This window comes from Burkholderia sp. AU30280 (genome assembly GCF_020420125.1).
Classification (GTDB): Bacteria; Pseudomonadota; Gammaproteobacteria; order Burkholderiales; family Burkholderiaceae; genus Burkholderia.
On sequence record NZ_JAIZRY010000018.1, the window covers coordinates 135,621 to 150,708 of the forward strand.

General features: G+C 67.2%; 15 protein-coding genes. 9 read left to right on the forward strand and 6 right to left on the reverse strand.

Annotated features, from left to right (window positions below; all coding sequences use genetic code 11):
* Window positions 1–3: 3 nt before the first annotated feature.
* The 3 genes from prfA to LGN17_RS32175 all read right to left on the reverse strand — a co-directional run bounded on the left by prfA (window position 4) and on the right by LGN17_RS32175 (window position 3,117).
* Complete coding sequence (gene prfA / locus LGN17_RS32165) at window positions 4–1,086, reverse strand: peptide chain release factor 1 (RefSeq protein ID WP_226200939.1); 1,083 nt, start codon at window positions 1,084–1,086, stop codon at window positions 4–6.
* An 82-nt stretch (window positions 1,087–1,168) separates the two neighbouring features.
* On the reverse strand, window positions 1,169–2,467 hold the full coding sequence (hemA, locus tag LGN17_RS32170; protein WP_226200940.1) for a glutamyl-tRNA reductase: 1,299 nt from the start codon (window positions 2,465–2,467) through the stop codon (window positions 1,169–1,171).
* Between the two features lie 26 nt (window positions 2,468–2,493).
* The gene (locus LGN17_RS32175) at window positions 2,494–3,117 is read right to left on the reverse strand and encodes a response regulator transcription factor (protein WP_226200941.1); all 624 of its coding nucleotides are present in this window, start codon (window positions 3,115–3,117) and stop codon (window positions 2,494–2,496) included.
* A 309-nt stretch (window positions 3,118–3,426) separates the two neighbouring features.
* Between LGN17_RS32175 and LGN17_RS32180 the strand changes: the two genes are divergently transcribed.
* From LGN17_RS32180 to LGN17_RS32195, 4 genes are read left to right on the forward strand one after another with little or no spacing between them, the layout of a single operon-like run.
* Entirely contained in the window at window positions 3,427–3,681 is a 255-nt protein-coding gene (locus LGN17_RS32180; RefSeq protein ID WP_011350796.1) for a hypothetical protein, read from the forward strand.
* Between the two features lie 18 nt (window positions 3,682–3,699).
* Window positions 3,700–5,514 carry an aminopeptidase P family protein gene (locus LGN17_RS32185; protein ID WP_226200942.1) on the forward strand — a complete coding sequence of 605 codons (1,815 nt, stop codon included), beginning with the start codon at window positions 3,700–3,702 and terminating at the stop codon, window positions 5,512–5,514.
* A gap of 55 nt (window positions 5,515–5,569) precedes the next feature.
* Window positions 5,570–6,121 (forward strand): cysteine hydrolase family protein, encoded by a 552-nt coding sequence (locus LGN17_RS32190; RefSeq protein ID WP_226200943.1) that lies wholly within the window; start codon window positions 5,570–5,572, stop codon window positions 6,119–6,121.
* Entirely contained in the window at window positions 6,118–6,741 is a 624-nt protein-coding gene (locus LGN17_RS32195; RefSeq protein WP_226200944.1) for an HAD family hydrolase, read from the forward strand. The genes LGN17_RS32190 and LGN17_RS32195 overlap by 4 nt, the downstream gene beginning before the upstream one ends.
* Window positions 6,742–6,878: 137 nt before the next feature.
* On the opposite strand, the gene ettA is transcribed toward LGN17_RS32195, so the two are convergent.
* The 3 genes from ettA to gcvA all read right to left on the reverse strand — a co-directional run bounded on the left by ettA (window position 6,879) and on the right by gcvA (window position 10,059).
* A complete protein-coding gene (gene ettA, locus LGN17_RS32200; RefSeq protein WP_175957705.1) occupies window positions 6,879–8,546 on the reverse strand; it encodes an energy-dependent translational throttle protein EttA in 1,668 nt (555 codons plus the stop codon).
* 202 nt (window positions 8,547–8,748) lie between these two features.
* Window positions 8,749–9,057 (reverse strand): DUF3761 domain-containing protein, encoded by a 309-nt coding sequence (locus tag LGN17_RS32205; protein WP_226200945.1) that lies wholly within the window; start codon window positions 9,055–9,057, stop codon window positions 8,749–8,751.
* Window positions 9,058–9,141: 84 nt separating this feature from the next.
* Window positions 9,142–10,059: a transcriptional regulator GcvA gene (gene gcvA / locus LGN17_RS32210; protein WP_226200946.1), complete on the reverse strand. Its 918-nt coding sequence runs from the start codon at window positions 10,057–10,059 to the stop codon at window positions 9,142–9,144.
* Window positions 10,060–10,252: 193 nt separating this feature from the next.
* Here gcvA and LGN17_RS32215 point away from each other — a divergent pair, with 193 nt between their 5' ends.
* From LGN17_RS32215 to LGN17_RS32235, 5 genes are all read left to right on the forward strand, one after another.
* On the forward strand, window positions 10,253–11,572 hold the full coding sequence (locus tag LGN17_RS32215) for an MFS transporter (protein ID WP_226200947.1): 1,320 nt from the start codon (window positions 10,253–10,255) through the stop codon (window positions 11,570–11,572).
* A gap of 81 nt (window positions 11,573–11,653) precedes the next feature.
* Window positions 11,654–11,998: an MmcQ/YjbR family DNA-binding protein gene (locus tag LGN17_RS32220; protein WP_226200948.1), complete on the forward strand. Its 345-nt coding sequence runs from the start codon at window positions 11,654–11,656 to the stop codon at window positions 11,996–11,998.
* A 416-nt stretch (window positions 11,999–12,414) separates the two neighbouring features.
* Window positions 12,415–13,806 carry a GABA permease gene (gene gabP, locus LGN17_RS32225; protein WP_175957710.1) on the forward strand — a complete coding sequence of 464 codons (1,392 nt, stop codon included), beginning with the start codon at window positions 12,415–12,417 and terminating at the stop codon, window positions 13,804–13,806.
* 7 nt (window positions 13,807–13,813) lie between these two features.
* Complete coding sequence (locus LGN17_RS32230; protein WP_226200949.1) at window positions 13,814–14,113, forward strand: hypothetical protein; 300 nt, start codon at window positions 13,814–13,816, stop codon at window positions 14,111–14,113.
* A gap of 326 nt (window positions 14,114–14,439) precedes the next feature.
* Complete coding sequence (locus LGN17_RS32235; protein ID WP_226200950.1) at window positions 14,440–15,087, forward strand: acyl-homoserine-lactone synthase; 648 nt, start codon at window positions 14,440–14,442, stop codon at window positions 15,085–15,087.
* Window position 15,088 lies beyond the last annotated feature (1 nt).

The following is a 15,088-nucleotide window of genomic DNA, read 5'->3' on the forward strand; positions in this document are numbered from 1 at the left end:
GCCTCAGTCGGCATCGCCGAGCGACGCGAGCAGTTCGGCCTGGTGTTCGCTGACCAGTGCGCTGATCAGTTCGTCGAGGTCGCCGTCCATGAGCGCCTCGAGACGGTACAGCGTCAGGTTGATCCGGTGGTCGGTCATCCGGCCCTGCGGGAAGTTGTACGTGCGAATCCGTTCCGAGCGGTCACCGGAGCCGATCAGGCTCTTGCGCGTCGCGGCTTCCTTCGCGTGCTGCTCGTGATACTGCTTGTCCTTGATGCGCGCGGCGAGCACCTTCAGCGCGCGATCCTTGTTCTTGTGCTGCGAGCGGTCGTCCTGGCACTCCACGACGATCCCGGTCGGGATGTGCGTGACGCGCACCGCCGAATCGGTCTTGTTGATGTGCTGGCCGCCCGCGCCGGACGCGCGGAACGTGTCGATCCGCAGGTCGGCCGGATTGATCTCGACCTCGCCGATTTCGTCGGCTTCCGGCATGACGGCGACCGTGCACGCGGACGTATGGATGCGCCCCTGCGTCTCGGTGGCGGGCACGCGCTGCACGCGATGGCCGCCCGATTCGAACTTCAGGCGCGAATACGCGCCCTGGCCCGCGATCCGTACGATCACTTCCTTGTAGCCGCCGAGATCCGACGCGCTCTCCGACATCATTTCGACCTGCCAGCGCTGGCGCTCCGCGAAGCGCAGGTACATGCGCAGCAGGTCGCCCGCGAACAGCGCCGATTCGTCGCCGCCCGTGCCCGCCCGGATTTCGAGGAAGATGTTGCGGTCGTCGTTAGGATCCTTCGGCAGCAGCATCTTCTGCAGCTCGGTTTCGAGGCGGGTCATGCGCTCGCGCGCGCTGCGGATTTCGTCTTCCGCGAAGTCGCGCATCGACGGATCGCCGAGCAGCTCCTGCGCGGCCGTCTCGTCGCTGCGCGACTGGCGCCACAGTGCATACTGTTCGACCACCGGGCCGAGTTCAGCATGTTCACGCGTCAGCTTGCGGTACTGGTCGAGGTCGGCCGTGACGTTTTCGCGGCTCAGCAGGTCGTTCAGTTCGGCCAGCCGTGTGGACAGCTGGTCGAGCTTGCGTTGCATGCTCGTCTTCATGGTGTGGAGCGGCGCTCCCGGGCAAGGGGTATTCGGAAAGGATAGGCCGGCGCGCGGCCGGCGGCAGGGCGATCGGCCGTCGCTAGTGGCCGGACTGGTCGTTCGAGCGCGGTGCGTGCTGGTAGAAGCCGCGCATCAGGTCGATCAGCGAATCGCGATCGGCGCCGTTCACGCGGTTGAGCGCGCTCGTCGGGCCGTGGATCAGCTTGTTGGTCAGCGCTTGCGACAGCGCTTCGAGCACGGCGACCGGATCGTCGCCGCGTGCGAGCAACTTCTGCGCCTTGTCGACTTCGGCACGGCGCAGTGCGTCGGCCTGCGTATGCATGTGACGGATCACCGGCACGACGCTGCGCGTGTCGAGCCATTGCATGAAATTCTGCACGCGCGTCTCGATGATCGCTTCGGCCTGTGCGACTGCGGCCTGGCGCGACGCGTTGCCTTCGCGCACGATCGCGCCGAGATCGTCGACGGTGTAGAGGAACACGTCCTTCAGCTTGCCGACCTCGGGCTCGATGTCGCGCGGCACCGCGAGGTCGACCATGAAGATCGGGCGGTGGCGGCGCGCCTTCACTGCGCGCTCGACCGCGCCGAGGCCGATGATCGGCAGCGTCGACGCCGTGCACGACACGATGATGTCGAATTCGTGCATGCGGGTCGGCAGATCCGCGAGCGGTATCGCACGGCCGTTGAAGCGCTCGGCGAGCCGCTGGCCGCGTTCGGCCGTGCGGTTCGCAACCACGAGTTCGCGCGGACCTTGCGCGGCGAAGTGCGTCGCGCACAACTCGATCATCTCGCCGGCGCCGATGAACAGTACGCGCTGATCGGACACTTTTTCGAAGATCCGTTGCGCGAGGCGCACCGCGGCGGCGGCCATCGACACCGACTGCGTGCCGATTTCAGTCGTGCCGCGTACTTCCTTCGCCACCGCGAACGTGCGCTGGAACAGCTGGTTCAGATAGGTGCCGAGCGCGCCGGCTTCCGTCGCGGTGCGGACGGCGTCCTTCATCTGGCCCAGAATCTGGGTTTCGCCGAGCACCATCGAATCGAGGCCGGACGCGACGCGAAATGCGTGCCGGACCGCTTCCGACTGCGGCAGCGCATAGACGTGCGGCGCGAGTTCGTCGACCGGAATCCGGTGATACTCCGACAGCCAGCGAACCGCGCCTTCGCGTGCCGCGCGATCGTCTGTCGCGCAATACAGTTCGGTGCGGTTGCAGGTGGAGAGGATCGCTGCTTCGGGCGTATTGGGCGCCTGGGGGCCGAGAAACACGTTCTTGAACGTGACGAGAGCCGGCTTGATCTGCTCGAGCGGAAACGCCACGCGTTCGCGCAGGGCGACAGGCGCAGTGTGGTGATTGATTCCGATCGTGAGGAGTTGCATATCGAGGGCTATCGTTTAGCCCCATATTATAGCGTTTCAGCGATTTCCTCACTCGCCGCATACCGGGCATCAGCGTGCCGGGGCCGGGAATTTGGGGGCTCGATCGGCACGCGGTCGAGTTGATAGCCATAGCCGTAGAGCGGCAGCAGCCGGTAGCCGCGCTCCGGAAGCAGTTGCAGTTTGCTGCGCAGCCGGGACGCGTGGGTATCGAGCGTGCGCGACTTCATGTCGCGGCGGCGCGCCCACACTGTTTCGAGGATATGGGCGCGCGACACCGGCCGCGACAGGTTCGTGAACAGCAGCTGCGCGAAACGAAACTCCTTCGGCGTGAGTGAAACGATTGCGCCGCCAAAGCGAACGAGGGAGTGCGTGGCGTCGAAAGCGTATTCGCCATACATTTCGCGCGAGCGGGTGGGTGGCCGGCGCACGCCGGCGCGCCGGCTCAGCGCGTTGACGCGCGCGAGCATCTCGGGCCCGCTCACGGGGCGCACGAGGCAATCGTCGGCGCCCGCATGCAGGCACGACACGATTTGGCTTTCGCGCGGCAACAGCATCACGACGATGGCGGGCAGCCCGGGCAGGATGGCCTGCGCGCGCGGAATGACTTCCTCGGCCGGCTGGTCGCCGGCCCAATGGCCGGTGATCAGCATGTCGCAGGTGCCGGTGGCGAGCCACTCGAAGAACGCCGCACTGGACGGAAACGCGTGGCACACATGACCGCCTGCGAAGAGCAGGCGGTTCAGGAGCGCGGCATGCCGCGCGTCCGGATCGATCAGAGCGATTCGCATGAGAATTTCTTCAATACGGCAGCCGGCGCGCGCTTGCCATAACGCCGAGTCGGCCCCTACACTCGAATGTTGGCGGCACCCGGCTGGTCTCGGGTTCGATGGATGAGTCGATGCTAGCCGCTGGCAACGTTCACGCCTATGGGACGAATCTGAATTTATAGAAGGCGTCGAATGAACTGGTTTGGAATTCTTGTCCTGGGAGCGGCCGTCGGGCTGTTCGGTCGATGGCTGCATCCGATGCGGCGCACGGGCCGGCCGGCGTGGTGGATCGCGGTGCTCGCCGGCATCGTCGGCGCGGGTGCGGCCCGCATGGCCGGCAATCTCTCTGGATTGTTTTACGATGGCGAGACGCTCGAATGGCCGGTCTGCACCGGTGTCGCGTTCCTCGTCGTAGCCGTGACGGTTGCGCTGTCGGCCCGTCGCTGAATGTTCTCAGGTGAAATCATGAATGCCCGTCTTCCCGAAGTCTCGCCGGTGCCGGCCCGCCTCGCGCTGCTGCGTGACGCCATGGCCCGCGAGGACCTGGCCGCCTATCTCGTGCCGTCCGCCGATCCCCATCTGTCAGAGTACCTGCCGGAGCGCTGGCAGGCGCGCCGCTGGCTGTCCGGCTTCACCGGCTCGGTCGGCACGCTGGTCGTGACCGCGGATTTCGCGGGGTTGTGGGTCGACAGCCGCTACTGGGTGCAGGCCGATGCCGAACTGGCCGGCACGGGCGTGCAACTGATGAAGATGACGGGCGGGCAGCAGAGTGCGCCGCACGTCGACTGGCTCGCGCAGAACGTGGCAGCGGGTGCGACGGTCGGGGTCGACGGCGCCGTGCTCGGCGTCGCGGCCGCACGCGGGCTGACGGGCGCGCTGAACGCGCGCGGCATCGCGCTGCGCACCGATCTCGACCTGCTCGACGCGATCTGGCCCGAGCGGCCCGGGCTGCCCGGCGACGCGGTGTTCGAGCACGCGGCGCCACAGGCCGACACGACACGCGCCAGCAAGCTGGCCGAAGTGCGCCGCGCAATGCGCGCGCAGGGCGCGCAATGGCATTTCGTCTCGACGCTCGACGACCTCGCATGGTTGTTCAACCTGCGCGGCGCCGACGTCAACTTCAATCCCGTATTCGTTGCGCACGCAATGATCGGCGCCGATCGCGCGACGCTGTTCGTCGCCGACGGCAAGGTGTCGCCGGCGCTGGCCGCATCGCTCGCGAAGGACGGCGTCGACGTTTGCGCCTACGACGCCGCGCGCGCCGCGCTTGCGTCGCTGCCTGACGGCGCGACACTGCTGATCGACCCGCGCCGCGTGACGTTCGGCACGCTCGAGGCCGTGCCGGCCGGCGTGAAGCTCGTCGAGGCCGTGAATCCGTCGACGTTCGCGAAGTCGCGCAAGACGTCCGCCGAGATCGAGCACGTGCGCGTGACGATGGAACACGACGGCGCCGCACTCGCGGAATTCTTCACGTGGTTCGAGCAGGCCGTGAACCGCGAGACGATCACCGAGCTGACGATCGAGGAGAAACTCACGGCCGCGCGTGCGCGGCGCCCCGGCTATGTGTCGGCGAGCTTCGCGACGATCGCGGGTTTCAACGCGAACGGCGCGATGCCGCACTACCACGCGACGCCGGCGTCGCACGCGACGATCGCCGGCGACGGCCTGCTGCTGATCGATTCGGGCGGCCAGTACGTGACCGGCACGACCGACATCACGCGCGTCGTGCCGGTCGGCACCGTCAGCGACCTGCAGCGGCGCGATTTCACGATCGTGCTGAAGTCGATGATGGCGCTGTCGCGCGCCCGCTTCCCGCGCGGCATCCGCTCGCCGATGCTCGACGCGATCGCGCGCGCGCCGATGTGGGCGGCCGGGCTCGACTACGGCCACGGCACGGGGCATGGCGTCGGCTACTTCCTGAACGTGCACGAAGGCCCGCAGGTGATCTCGCACTACGCGCCGGCCGAGCCGTACACGGCGATGGAAGAAGGCATGATCACGTCGATCGAGCCGGGCGTGTACCGTCCCGGCCAGTGGGGCATCCGGATCGAGAACCTGGTCGTGAACCGCGCGGCCGGGCAGACGGAATTCGGCGATTTCCTCGCATTCGAGACGTTGACGCTGTGCCCGATCGACACGCGCTGCGTGCTGATCGAAATGCTGCATGACGAAGAACGCGCGTGGCTGAACGCATATCACGCGACGGTGCGCGAGCGTGTCGGCCGGCACCTGAGCGGCGATGCCAAGGCATGGCTCGACGCGCGTACGCAGCCGATCTGACACAACGAGCGAGAACGGCCTGACCACGGCCGAACGACACAACCGAGGGCAGGCAATGGCGGACACCGCAGTGATCGTGGTCGACATGCAGCGCGGGCTGGTGGAGCGGGCGCAGCCCGCTTACCGGCTCGATGACGTGGTATCGGGCATCAACCGGCTGACGGCGGCGGCGCGCGCGGCGAACGCGCCCGTGTGCTTCGTGCAGCACGACGGCGATGCGGACGACGACATCGTGCCCGGCACGCCGGGCTGGGAGCTGCACGCGGGGCTGGTCGTCGGGAACGACGACTGGCACGTGCGCAAGCAGGTGAGCGACGCGTTTCACGACACGCCGCTCGCGGCGCAGCTCGACCGCCACGGCATCCGTTCGGTGCTGATCTGCGGCTATGCGACCGAGTTCTGCGTCGATTCGGCCGCGCGCCGCGCGGCGCTGCTCGGCTACCGGACGATCGTCGTGTCCGACCTGCACACGACGAACGAGCGTACGCACCTGTCGGCCGCGCAGATCGTCGCGCACCATCACTTCGTATGGCAGAACAATACGCTGTCGGGCAACCCGGTGGCGCCGCGCCCGCTCGCGGACGTGCTTTCGACGGAGTTCGCATGACGATCAAGGCCGTGGTGTTCGATTTCGGCGGCGTGCTGATCGACTGGAGCCCCGACTATCTTTACCGGCAACTGATTCCCGACGAGGCCGAGCGTCGCTGGTTTCTCACGCATGTGTGCGCGATGGACTGGGTGATCCGCCAGGACGGCGGGCAGACGATCGAGGAAGGCACGGCCGAGCTCGCCGCGAAGTTTCCGGAGCACGAGGCGCTGATCCGCGCGTTCTACGCGCGCTGGCACGAGATGATCGGCGGCGTGCTCGATGAAGGCGCCGCGCTCGTCGATCGACTCGACGCGCAGGGGATGCCGCTGTTCGGGCTGACGAACTGGTCCGCGCAGACGTTTCCGTATGCGTGGGACAACTTTCCGGTGCTGCGGCGTTTCAAGGAGATCGTCGTGTCGGGCCGCGTGAAGCTCGTGAAGCCCGATCCGGCGATCTACCGCGAGATGCATGCGCGGATCGAACCGCACTTGCCGGGCATCGCGCCGCACGAACTCGTGTTCATCGACGACAACGCGAAGAATGCCGCGGCCGCGACAGCGCTCGGCTGGCACGGCATTCATCACACGAGTGCGGCGGCGACCGAGGCGCGGCTGCGCGAATTGGGCGCGCTCGCGTGAGCGGCGGGCGAGCAGCCCGCCATCAGATGAAAAAAGCGGGCCAGCGGCCCGCTTTTTTGTTGTGCCGCGTTCCGATGCGGCTGCCCTCGGTGCCCGGCCCCGCATTGCCGCGGTGCCGGGCGCCCGGGCCGTGCCGGTCAGCGGCTGATCGGCTTGTAGCGCAGACGCTTCGGCTTGGCGGCTTCCTCGCCCAGGCGCGCACGCTTGTCGGCTTCGTACTCCTGGTAGTTGCCGTCGAAGAACGTGACCTGCGAATCGCCTTCGAACGCGAGGATGTGCGTTGCGATCCGGTCGAGGAACCAGCGGTCGTGCGAGATCACCATCACCGAGCCCGCGAATTCGAGCAGCGCGTCTTCCAGCGCGCGCAGCGTTTCGACGTCGAGGTCGTTCGACGGTTCGTCGAGCAGCAGCACGTTGCCGCCCGAGATCAGCGTCTTCGCGAGGTGCAGGCGGCCGCGTTCACCGCCGGACAGGTTGCCGACGATCTTCTGCTGGTCGCCGCCCTTGAAGTTGAAGCGGCCGATGTACGCGCGCGACGGCGTTTCGTACTTGCCCACCGTCAGCACGTCGGCGCCGCCCGAGATTTCCTCGAACACCGTCTTCGTGCCGTCGAGCGCGTCGCGGCTCTGGTCGACGTACGCGAGCTTCACGGTCGGCCCCATCACGACTTCGCCCGAATCCGGCTGTTCCTTGCCCGTCAGCATCTTGAACAGCGTCGACTTGCCGGCGCCGTTCGGGCCGATGATGCCGACGATCGCGCCGGCCGGGATCTTGAAGCTCAGGTTGTCGATCAGCAGGCGGTCGCCGAACGACTTGCTGACGTTCTTGAACTCGATCACTTCATTGCCCAGGCGTTCGCCGGCCGGGATGAAGATTTCCTGCGTCTCGTTGCGCTTCTGGTATTCCTGGCTGCTCAGTTCCTCGAAGCGCGCGATACGCGCCTTCGACTTCGCCTGGCGGCCCTTCGGGTTCTGGCGCACCCACTCCAGCTCCTTCTTGATCGCCTTCTGGCGCGCCGATTCCGACGCTTCTTCCTGCTTCAGGCGCTCTTCCTTCTGGTCGAGCCAGCTGCTGTAGTTGCCCTTCCACGGAATGCCGTGGCCGCGGTCGAGCTCGAGAATCCACTCGGCCGCGTTGTCGAGGAAGTAGCGATCGTGGGTGACCGCGACGACGGTGCCCGGGAAGCGCACCAGGAACTGCTCGAGCCAGTCGACCGATTCCGCGTCGAGGTGGTTGGTCGGTTCGTCGAGCAGCAGCATGTCGGGTTTTTCGAGCAGCAGCTTGCACAGCGCGACGCGGCGCTTTTCACCGCCCGACAGGTGTTCGATCTTGGCGTCCCACGCCGGCAGGCGCAGGGCGTCGGCGGCCACTTCGAGCTGCTGCTCGGGGCTGCCGCCGTCGCTCGACGCGAGGATCGCTTCGTACTTCGCCTGCTCGGCCGCGAGCGCGTCGAAGTCGGCGTCCGGCTCCGCGTACGCCGCGTAGATTTCCTCGAGCTTCTTGTTGGCCTGGAACAGGTCGCCGAGGCCTTCCTCGACGGCTTCGCGCACCGTCTTCGTCGGGTCGAGCTGCGGCTCCTGCGGCAGGTAGCCGATGTTCAGGTTCGGCATCGGCGTTGCTTCGCCTTCGATGTCCTTGTCGACGCCCGCCATGATGCGGATCAGCGTCGACTTGCCCGAGCCGTTCAGGCCGAGCACGCCGATCTTCGCGCCGGGAAAGAACGACAGCGAGATGTCCTTCAGGATCTGGCGCTTGGGCGGCACGATCTTGCCGACCCGGTTCATCGTGAAAACGTATTGGGCCATTTCGGTGTGAAATTCAGAAGTGGTTGAGACTGCCGCGCAGCGCGCGCGTGGCGGCGTCGGGTGATTCGGTACGGAGCGTGCCGCGCGCGGCGCGGCGGCGGCGCCGCGTGTCGGCGGCGCGAGCGGCTATTGTACTTCGCCGCCGAGTGTCGCTGACAGCGGCGGGTGGCCGCTGCGGTCCGGATTGGCCGATCGGCCGAGGCTACAGCCATGCGGCGACGCCGCCATGCCCCGAGCACGTGCCGCGCCGGTGACGGCTGAAGCTGTACGTGCCGTCGCGGCAGCGCGCGCTCGCGCCATCGGGCACGCGGCCCGATTTCGAATGCGCGGGTGCGTGCACGGTTTCGCCGTCGCGGTTGCGATACGTGTCGTGGCGGTCGAGATCGGCCTCGTTGCCGTAGCCGGGCGATGCGCGGTAGGCATGCGCGGAAGGCGGCAACGCGGCACACGCGACGAAGAGCGCGGCGGACAAGGTCGCGATGCGTGTCGCGCGGCGGAGCAGGGCAGGCATGGTCTCTCTCGGTCTGTTGTTATCGGTGTCGGGCCGCATGTTAGCCGATCGGCAGAGAAACCGCGCCGTGAGGGGGGCGTAACGCTACGCCGCGCCGGACATCGATGCCGCACCGTCGGCCTGTGCGGCGTCGAGGATCCAGCGGCGGAATGCAGCGACCTTCGGCCGTTCCGCGTGATGCGGCGGATAGACGAGGTAGTACGCGAAATCGTCGAGCCACGCGACGTCGGCGAGCTGCACGAGCCGGCCGCTTGCCAGTTCGCCGCGCACCATCGCGGCCGGCAGCAGCCCGGCGCCCTGGCCGGCGACGATCGCCTGCAGCAACAGGCCCGAATCGTCGAACGCGGGGCCGCGCGGCGGGCCGAAATCGTCGATCCGCTGCGCGCCGAACCAGATGTGCCAGCCCTTGCGCTCGGCGTCGTGCAACTGCGGCCAGCCGACGAGATCGGCCGGCGTCGCCGGCATGCCGAGCCGTGCGACGAGCGCGGGCGACGCGAGCGCGACGATCTCCACCGTCAGCAGGCGCTCGCTGCACAGCCCGATGTAGCGCCCGAGGCCATGACGGATCGCGACGTCGACGCCGTCGCGCGAGAAATCCGCGAGCGCGTGGCTGGTGACGACCTGCAGGTCGACGTCCGGGCAAGCGTCCCGGAACTGCACGAGGCGCGGGACGAGCCACGCGGATGCGAAGAATGGTGTGACGCTCACCGTCAGCACGCCGCTGTCGGCGGCGCCCGACACGCGCTGCGACGCATCGGCGATCTGCCTGAATGCGTTGCGCACCGGCGGCAGGTAGTCGCGGCCGGCGGCCGTGAGCAGGATGCCGCGATTGACGCGCTCGAACAGCTGCACGCCGAGATGCGCCTCGAGCGTGCGGATCATCTGGCTCACCGCGCCGGGCGTGACCGAGAGCTCCTCGGCGGCCGCCTTCACCGACAGGTGGCGGGCGGCCGCCTCGAATGCGCGAAGCGCGTTGAGCGGCGGCAAGCGGGAACGATTCATTCAGTTTTTCTAAAGCGAAAGTCCGACGAAATATCGTTTGAGACGACGCGTACGCACGAGTACTGTTGACGCATTCGATCGTATGCCTTGCGACTGCCGGTTGGCGGCCGATGCGATCAACATAGTTCAACTATATCCATGAGGCAATCCGGACGCCGCCCGGTGGCCGGTGGAACCTGAGAGGAGCATCGTCATGAACCGCCCGGACGCGTCGCGCCTTTTCTACGGCTGGTACGTGGTTGCGGCCGCGTTCGCCGTCACGTTCGTCGGTTTCGGCAGCGCATACACGTTCAGCGCGTTCGTCGAGTCGCTGCAGCGGGATTTCTCCGCGTCGCGCGGACAGATCTCGCTCGTGTTCTCGCTGGCCGGCTTCCTGTATTTCGGTTTCGGCATCGTCAGCGGGCCGCTGGCCGACCGCTTCGGCTCGCGGCGGCTTGCCGTCGCCGGGATGCTGTTGACGAGCATCGGGCTCGCGGCTGCCGGGGCCGCGCATACGCTGGTGCAGGTCTATGTCGCGTACGGGCTCGGTGTCGGTCTCGGCGTCGGCTGCGCTTACGTGCCGGCCGTCGGCGCCGTGCAGCGCTGGTTCGTGCGCCGGCGCGGCTTCGCGTCGGGGCTCGCGGTCGCCGGGATCGGCGTCGGCACGCTGGTGATGCCGCCGCTCGCATCCTCGCTGATCGCGCATGCCGGCTGGCGCGGCGCGTATTTCACGCTGGCCGTGATCGCGCTCGTGATCGGCGCGGGGATGTCGTTGCTGATCGAGAACGATCCACGCGGGCGGGGGCTGCTGCCGGACGGGGAGGCCGCGCATGAGCCCGTCGAAGGCAGCGGCGCGAAAGTCACCGGATGCGAGGCGGGGGCTTCGGTGTCCGGTGCAGCCGCGAGTCGCACGCCGGCTGCTGCTTCGGCGTCAGCCGGCGCGACGGTGCGCGAAGCCGTCACGTCGCGTCCGTTCGCGAGCCTCTACGCAGCCTGCCTCATCTGCTCGTTCGGCGTGTTCGTCCCGTTCGTTCATCTCGTGCCGTACGCGCTCGATCACGGCGTCTCGTCATCGACGGCCGTGCTGCTGCTCGGCGCGATCGGCGTCGGCAGCACGGCCGGCCGCTTCTTCCTCGGCGGCCTCGCCGATCGCTTCGGCCGCCGCACATCGCTGCTCGCGATGTTCGCGGGCATGGCCGTCGCGCTCGTCGCGTGGGCGGGCGCCGGCACCGTCGCGACGCTTGCCGCGTTCGCACTCGTGTTCGGCGTGTTCTACGGCGGCTGGGTCGCGGTGCTGCCGGCGGTCGTGATGGACCATTTCGGCGGCCGCAACGTGAGCGGGATCATCGGCGTGCTTTATACGAGCGTCGCATTCGGCACGCTGATCGGGCCGACCGCGGCCGGCTTCATCTACGACGCGGGCGGCGGTTATCTCGTGCCGATCCTGGCCAGCGCCGCCGCGAACGCGATCGCGTTCGCAATCGTCGCGACGACGGGGCGCGCGTCGACGGCCGCACGTGCGGCGCGCGGATAGGCGCGCTTCGATCGGCGGACCATCGCGAATTCCGGTAGGGTGGCCGGATCGCGAACCGAAGGCATCCAGCCGGGAGGCCCCATGACATTCGACGACGTCCGGCAGATCGCGCTGGCGTGGCGCGGCGTCGAGGAAGGCATGTCGTACGGCACGCCCGCACTCAGGGTGAAGGGCAAGATGCTCGCGCGGCTGCGCGAGGACGGCGACACGCTCGTCGTGAAAGGCGTCGGCCCCGACGAGCGCGCGTGGCTGATCGAATCGGAACCCGACGTGTATTACGTGACGGATCACTACGCCGGCTGGCCGATCGTGCTGGTGCGGCTGTCGGCGGCCCGTCCGGACGCCGTGAAAAACCTGCTTCTGCGAGAATGGCAGGCCGTCGTCCCCGCCAAATGGCGCGATGAGAGGGCGAGCGGCACGCGCTGACGCATCGGTTGCGTCCGGCCGGCCACGTGTGGCCGGGGGCTTTCGGCGCGCTCGCGAGCCGCCGCGAACGGGTACAAGCGTTGCATCGATCGACGTCGATGCAACAAGTGGTTCCATCGAAATTCTTCAATTGGTTCTCAGTGAAGAACCGTTTGATGCTTACACTCCTTCGCTTCGAAGGCAGCTGACGAAAGCCGACGGAATGGGCGCACGCGATGCGCCGGCGCCCTGCGCGCCGCATCGCACCCGCAGCTTCGCAGACTGCATCGCGCACCGTTCCGGAACGGCCCCCGATCCGGCTCCGCGCCTGCATCCCGTGCAGGCGCCGCATCCGGCCCGGCTCAAGAACCACAATCCCCCGTGCTGCCTTCACGCGATACCCGGCCATACCGGAACCGTTTTTTGGAGAGAGACAGATGAGTGGAAGCAACACAGGCCTCGGTACGGGCCTGAAGCAGCGGCACGTGACGATGATGTCGATTGCCGGCGTGATCGGCGCGGGCCTGTTCGTCGGCTCCGGCCACGCCATCGCGGAAGCCGGCCCGGCGTCGATCCTTGCGTATGCGATCGCCGGTGTGCTGGTCGTGCTGGTGATGCGCATGCTCGGCGAGATGGCCGTCGCGCATCCGGACAGCGGTTCGTTCTCCACCTATGCCGATCGCGCGATCGGCCACTGGGCCGGGTTCTCGATCGGCTGGCTGTACTGGTGGTTCTGGGTGCTCGTGATCCCGATCGAGGCGACCGCCGCCGCGACCATCCTCAATGCATGGTTCCCCGGCGTCGCGACCTGGGTATTCGCGCTCGGCATCACGCTGGTGCTGACGGTGACCAACCTCTTCTCGGTCAAGAACTACGGCGAATTCGAATTCTGGTTTGCGCTGATCAAGGTCGTCGCGATCGTCGTGTTTCTGTGCATCGGCGGCGCGGCGATCGTCGGCATCATCCCGGCGCCGGCCGTGTCGGGCGTGTCGAACCTGTTCGTGCATGACGGCTTCATGCCGCACGGCGCCGGCGCGGTGCTCGCGGCGATGCTGACGACGATGTTCTCGTTCCTCGGCACCGAGATCGTGACGATCGCGGCCGCCGAATCGGACAACCCGCAACGCCAGATCGTGCGCGCAACCAATTCGGTGATCTGGCGCATCACGCTGTTCTATCTCGGCTCGATTCTCGTCGTCGCGGCCATCGTGCCGTGGAACGACCCGCTGCTGCCGAAGCACGGCTCGTATCAGCGCGCGATGGAGCTGATCGGCATCCCGAACGCGAAGGCGATCATCGACGTGATCGTGCTCGTGTCGGTCGCGAGCTGCCTGAATTCGGCGCTGTATACCGCGTCGCGAATGCTGTTCTCGCTGTCCAAGCGCAAGGACGCGCCGGCGTTCCTGCACCGCACCGATTCGACCGGCACGCCGCGTGCGGCCGTGCTCGCATCGACCGCGTTCGGCTTCCTGACCGTGATCGCGAACTACCTGATGCCGGAACAGGTGTTCGGCTTCCTGCTGGCGACGTCGGGCGCGATCGCGCTGCTCGTGTATCTCGTGATCGCGATCTCGCAGCTGCGGATGCGCAAGACGCTCGAATCGAGCGGCGCGGACCTGACGTTGCGGATGTGGTTGTTCCCGTGGCTCACATGGGCCGTGATCCTGTTCATCTGCGGCACGCTGACCGTGATGTTCGTGAGCGAGGATCACCGGATGGAAGTGGGTGCGACGGCCGTGCTGGCGTTGATCGTGCTGCTGGCGTCGTGGCTGAACAAGCGCGGTCGCGATGCGCGGGCGAGTGCGGGGCGGCGGGTGTCGGCGATGTGACCGGGCCATGGCGGATGACGCGATCGTCCGCCGCGATGCGTTGCGCCTGATCGCGCCGTTTTCCCTGTGGCGGCCAAGTAACGCGGGCCTGTTTCGCGAGCGTCCGCATCGCGGCGGCCGGTCGGCAATCCGGTTGCCGATTTCCACCGGCGGGTGGGGCGCCACCGCACCTCCGCGCAGCAATCATGTCGTTCGTGTCGTGCCGGACACCGGCCGTCCATCGAATTTCTATCCGTTCTTCCCGACTCACTTCACCGCAGGCGGCAATTCTCGCCGCCTCAACAGGCGCGGGCCCTTTCGGCCTTGAACCATTGCGAAATCCGGATTGGCCTGATTTCGTGTCGATTCTGCGGTTCCCCCGTTTCCTCGTGCGATTCCGACCGGACAGCCTGCTCCCGGCACCCTCCCAAATCTGGTAGTCCAATTCGCCCGGAATCCGGAGGGGGAAGCGACGACAGCATCCGGTGCGACGGAATTTCTCCTTTGTTATCAGCGGCTCACGTCGCGTCATGGCGTCAGCGATCCGACGCGCGGGCCGAAGGCAACAGGCGCCCGCCCGTTACCTCCCAATATTCGTAGTAGTGGGATCGGCGAGCAAGTAATTAAATGCACGTCAACGACAGGGAGGGAGCGATGCAAATCATCACGGGCACCACGACGACGCTTGGCGAACGTATGACCGCAAAGATGTTTGAGTACCGCTACAAGGTGTTTGTTGAAGTACTTGGCTGGGATCTCGCGTGCGAACGCGGCGTGGAGAAAGACCAGTTCGATCGCGAGGACACGGTCTATGTGCTGGCGCTCGACGATCTGGGCGAACTGGTCGGCATTGCCCGCCTGCTGGACACCTCCCGGCCCTACCTGCTCGGCGACGTCTTTCCGCAGCTGCTCAACGGGATGCCGAAGCCCTGCGATCCCGGCATCTGGGAACTGTCCCGGTTCGCGGTGATGGACTTCGGCGCCGAACGCCGAGGGGCGCTGACCCAGATGTCGAGTGCCGAGGCCATCGAACTGATTCGTGCGTCGATTTGCTGCGCGGCCAGGCTGGGCGCACGTGCGCTCGTCACCGTGTCGCCGCTCGGTGTCGAGCGTCTGCTGCGCCGTTCGGGAACGCACGCCCACCGGTTGGGGCCGCCGATGGTGGTGAACGACTACGCGCTGTTCGCGTGCTGGATCGACTGTGAAGAGGCGCGTGCGAGCGAAGCGGAGCTGGCGAACCGCATCGAGGTGAATCTGCGTCGAGGCGTGACGCCATCGGGAATGCACGTCGCTCTGGCGTGAC

Excerpts from the sequence above, each read along its gene's own strand:
- LGN17_RS32180 (WP_011350796.1), top strand. The coding sequence starts at position 3,427 with ATGAACTGGTTTGGAATTCTTGTCCTGGGAGCGGCCGTCGGGCTGTTC.
- LGN17_RS32195 (WP_226200944.1), top strand. The coding sequence starts at position 6,118 with ATGACGATCAAGGCCGTGGTGTTCGATTTCGGCGGCGTGCTGATCGAC.
- prfA (WP_226200939.1), bottom strand. The coding sequence starts at position 1,086 with ATGAAGACGAGCATGCAACGCAAGCTCGACCAGCTGTCCACACGGCTG.
- LGN17_RS32235 (WP_226200950.1), top strand. The coding sequence starts at position 14,440 with ATGCAAATCATCACGGGCACCACGACGACGCTTGGCGAACGTATGACC.
- LGN17_RS32185 (WP_226200942.1), top strand. The coding sequence starts at position 3,700 with ATGAATGCCCGTCTTCCCGAAGTCTCGCCGGTGCCGGCCCGCCTCGCG.
- LGN17_RS32220 (WP_226200948.1), top strand. The coding sequence starts at position 11,654 with ATGACATTCGACGACGTCCGGCAGATCGCGCTGGCGTGGCGCGGCGTC.
- hemA (WP_226200940.1), bottom strand. The coding sequence starts at position 2,467 with ATGCAACTCCTCACGATCGGAATCAATCACCACACTGCGCCTGTCGCC.
- gcvA (WP_226200946.1), bottom strand. The coding sequence starts at position 10,059 with ATGAATCGTTCCCGCTTGCCGCCGCTCAACGCGCTTCGCGCATTCGAG.
- LGN17_RS32175 (WP_226200941.1), bottom strand. The coding sequence starts at position 3,117 with ATGCTGATCACCGGCCATTGGGCCGGCGACCAGCCGGCCGAGGAAGTC.
- LGN17_RS32190 (WP_226200943.1), top strand. The coding sequence starts at position 5,570 with ATGGCGGACACCGCAGTGATCGTGGTCGACATGCAGCGCGGGCTGGTG.
- ettA (WP_175957705.1), bottom strand. The coding sequence starts at position 8,546 with ATGGCCCAATACGTTTTCACGATGAACCGGGTCGGCAAGATCGTGCCG.
- LGN17_RS32205 (WP_226200945.1), bottom strand. The coding sequence starts at position 9,057 with ATGCCTGCCCTGCTCCGCCGCGCGACACGCATCGCGACCTTGTCCGCC.
- LGN17_RS32215 (WP_226200947.1), top strand. The coding sequence starts at position 10,253 with ATGAACCGCCCGGACGCGTCGCGCCTTTTCTACGGCTGGTACGTGGTT.
- LGN17_RS32230 (WP_226200949.1), top strand. The coding sequence starts at position 13,814 with ATGGCGGATGACGCGATCGTCCGCCGCGATGCGTTGCGCCTGATCGCG.
- gabP (WP_175957710.1), top strand. The coding sequence starts at position 12,415 with ATGAGTGGAAGCAACACAGGCCTCGGTACGGGCCTGAAGCAGCGGCAC.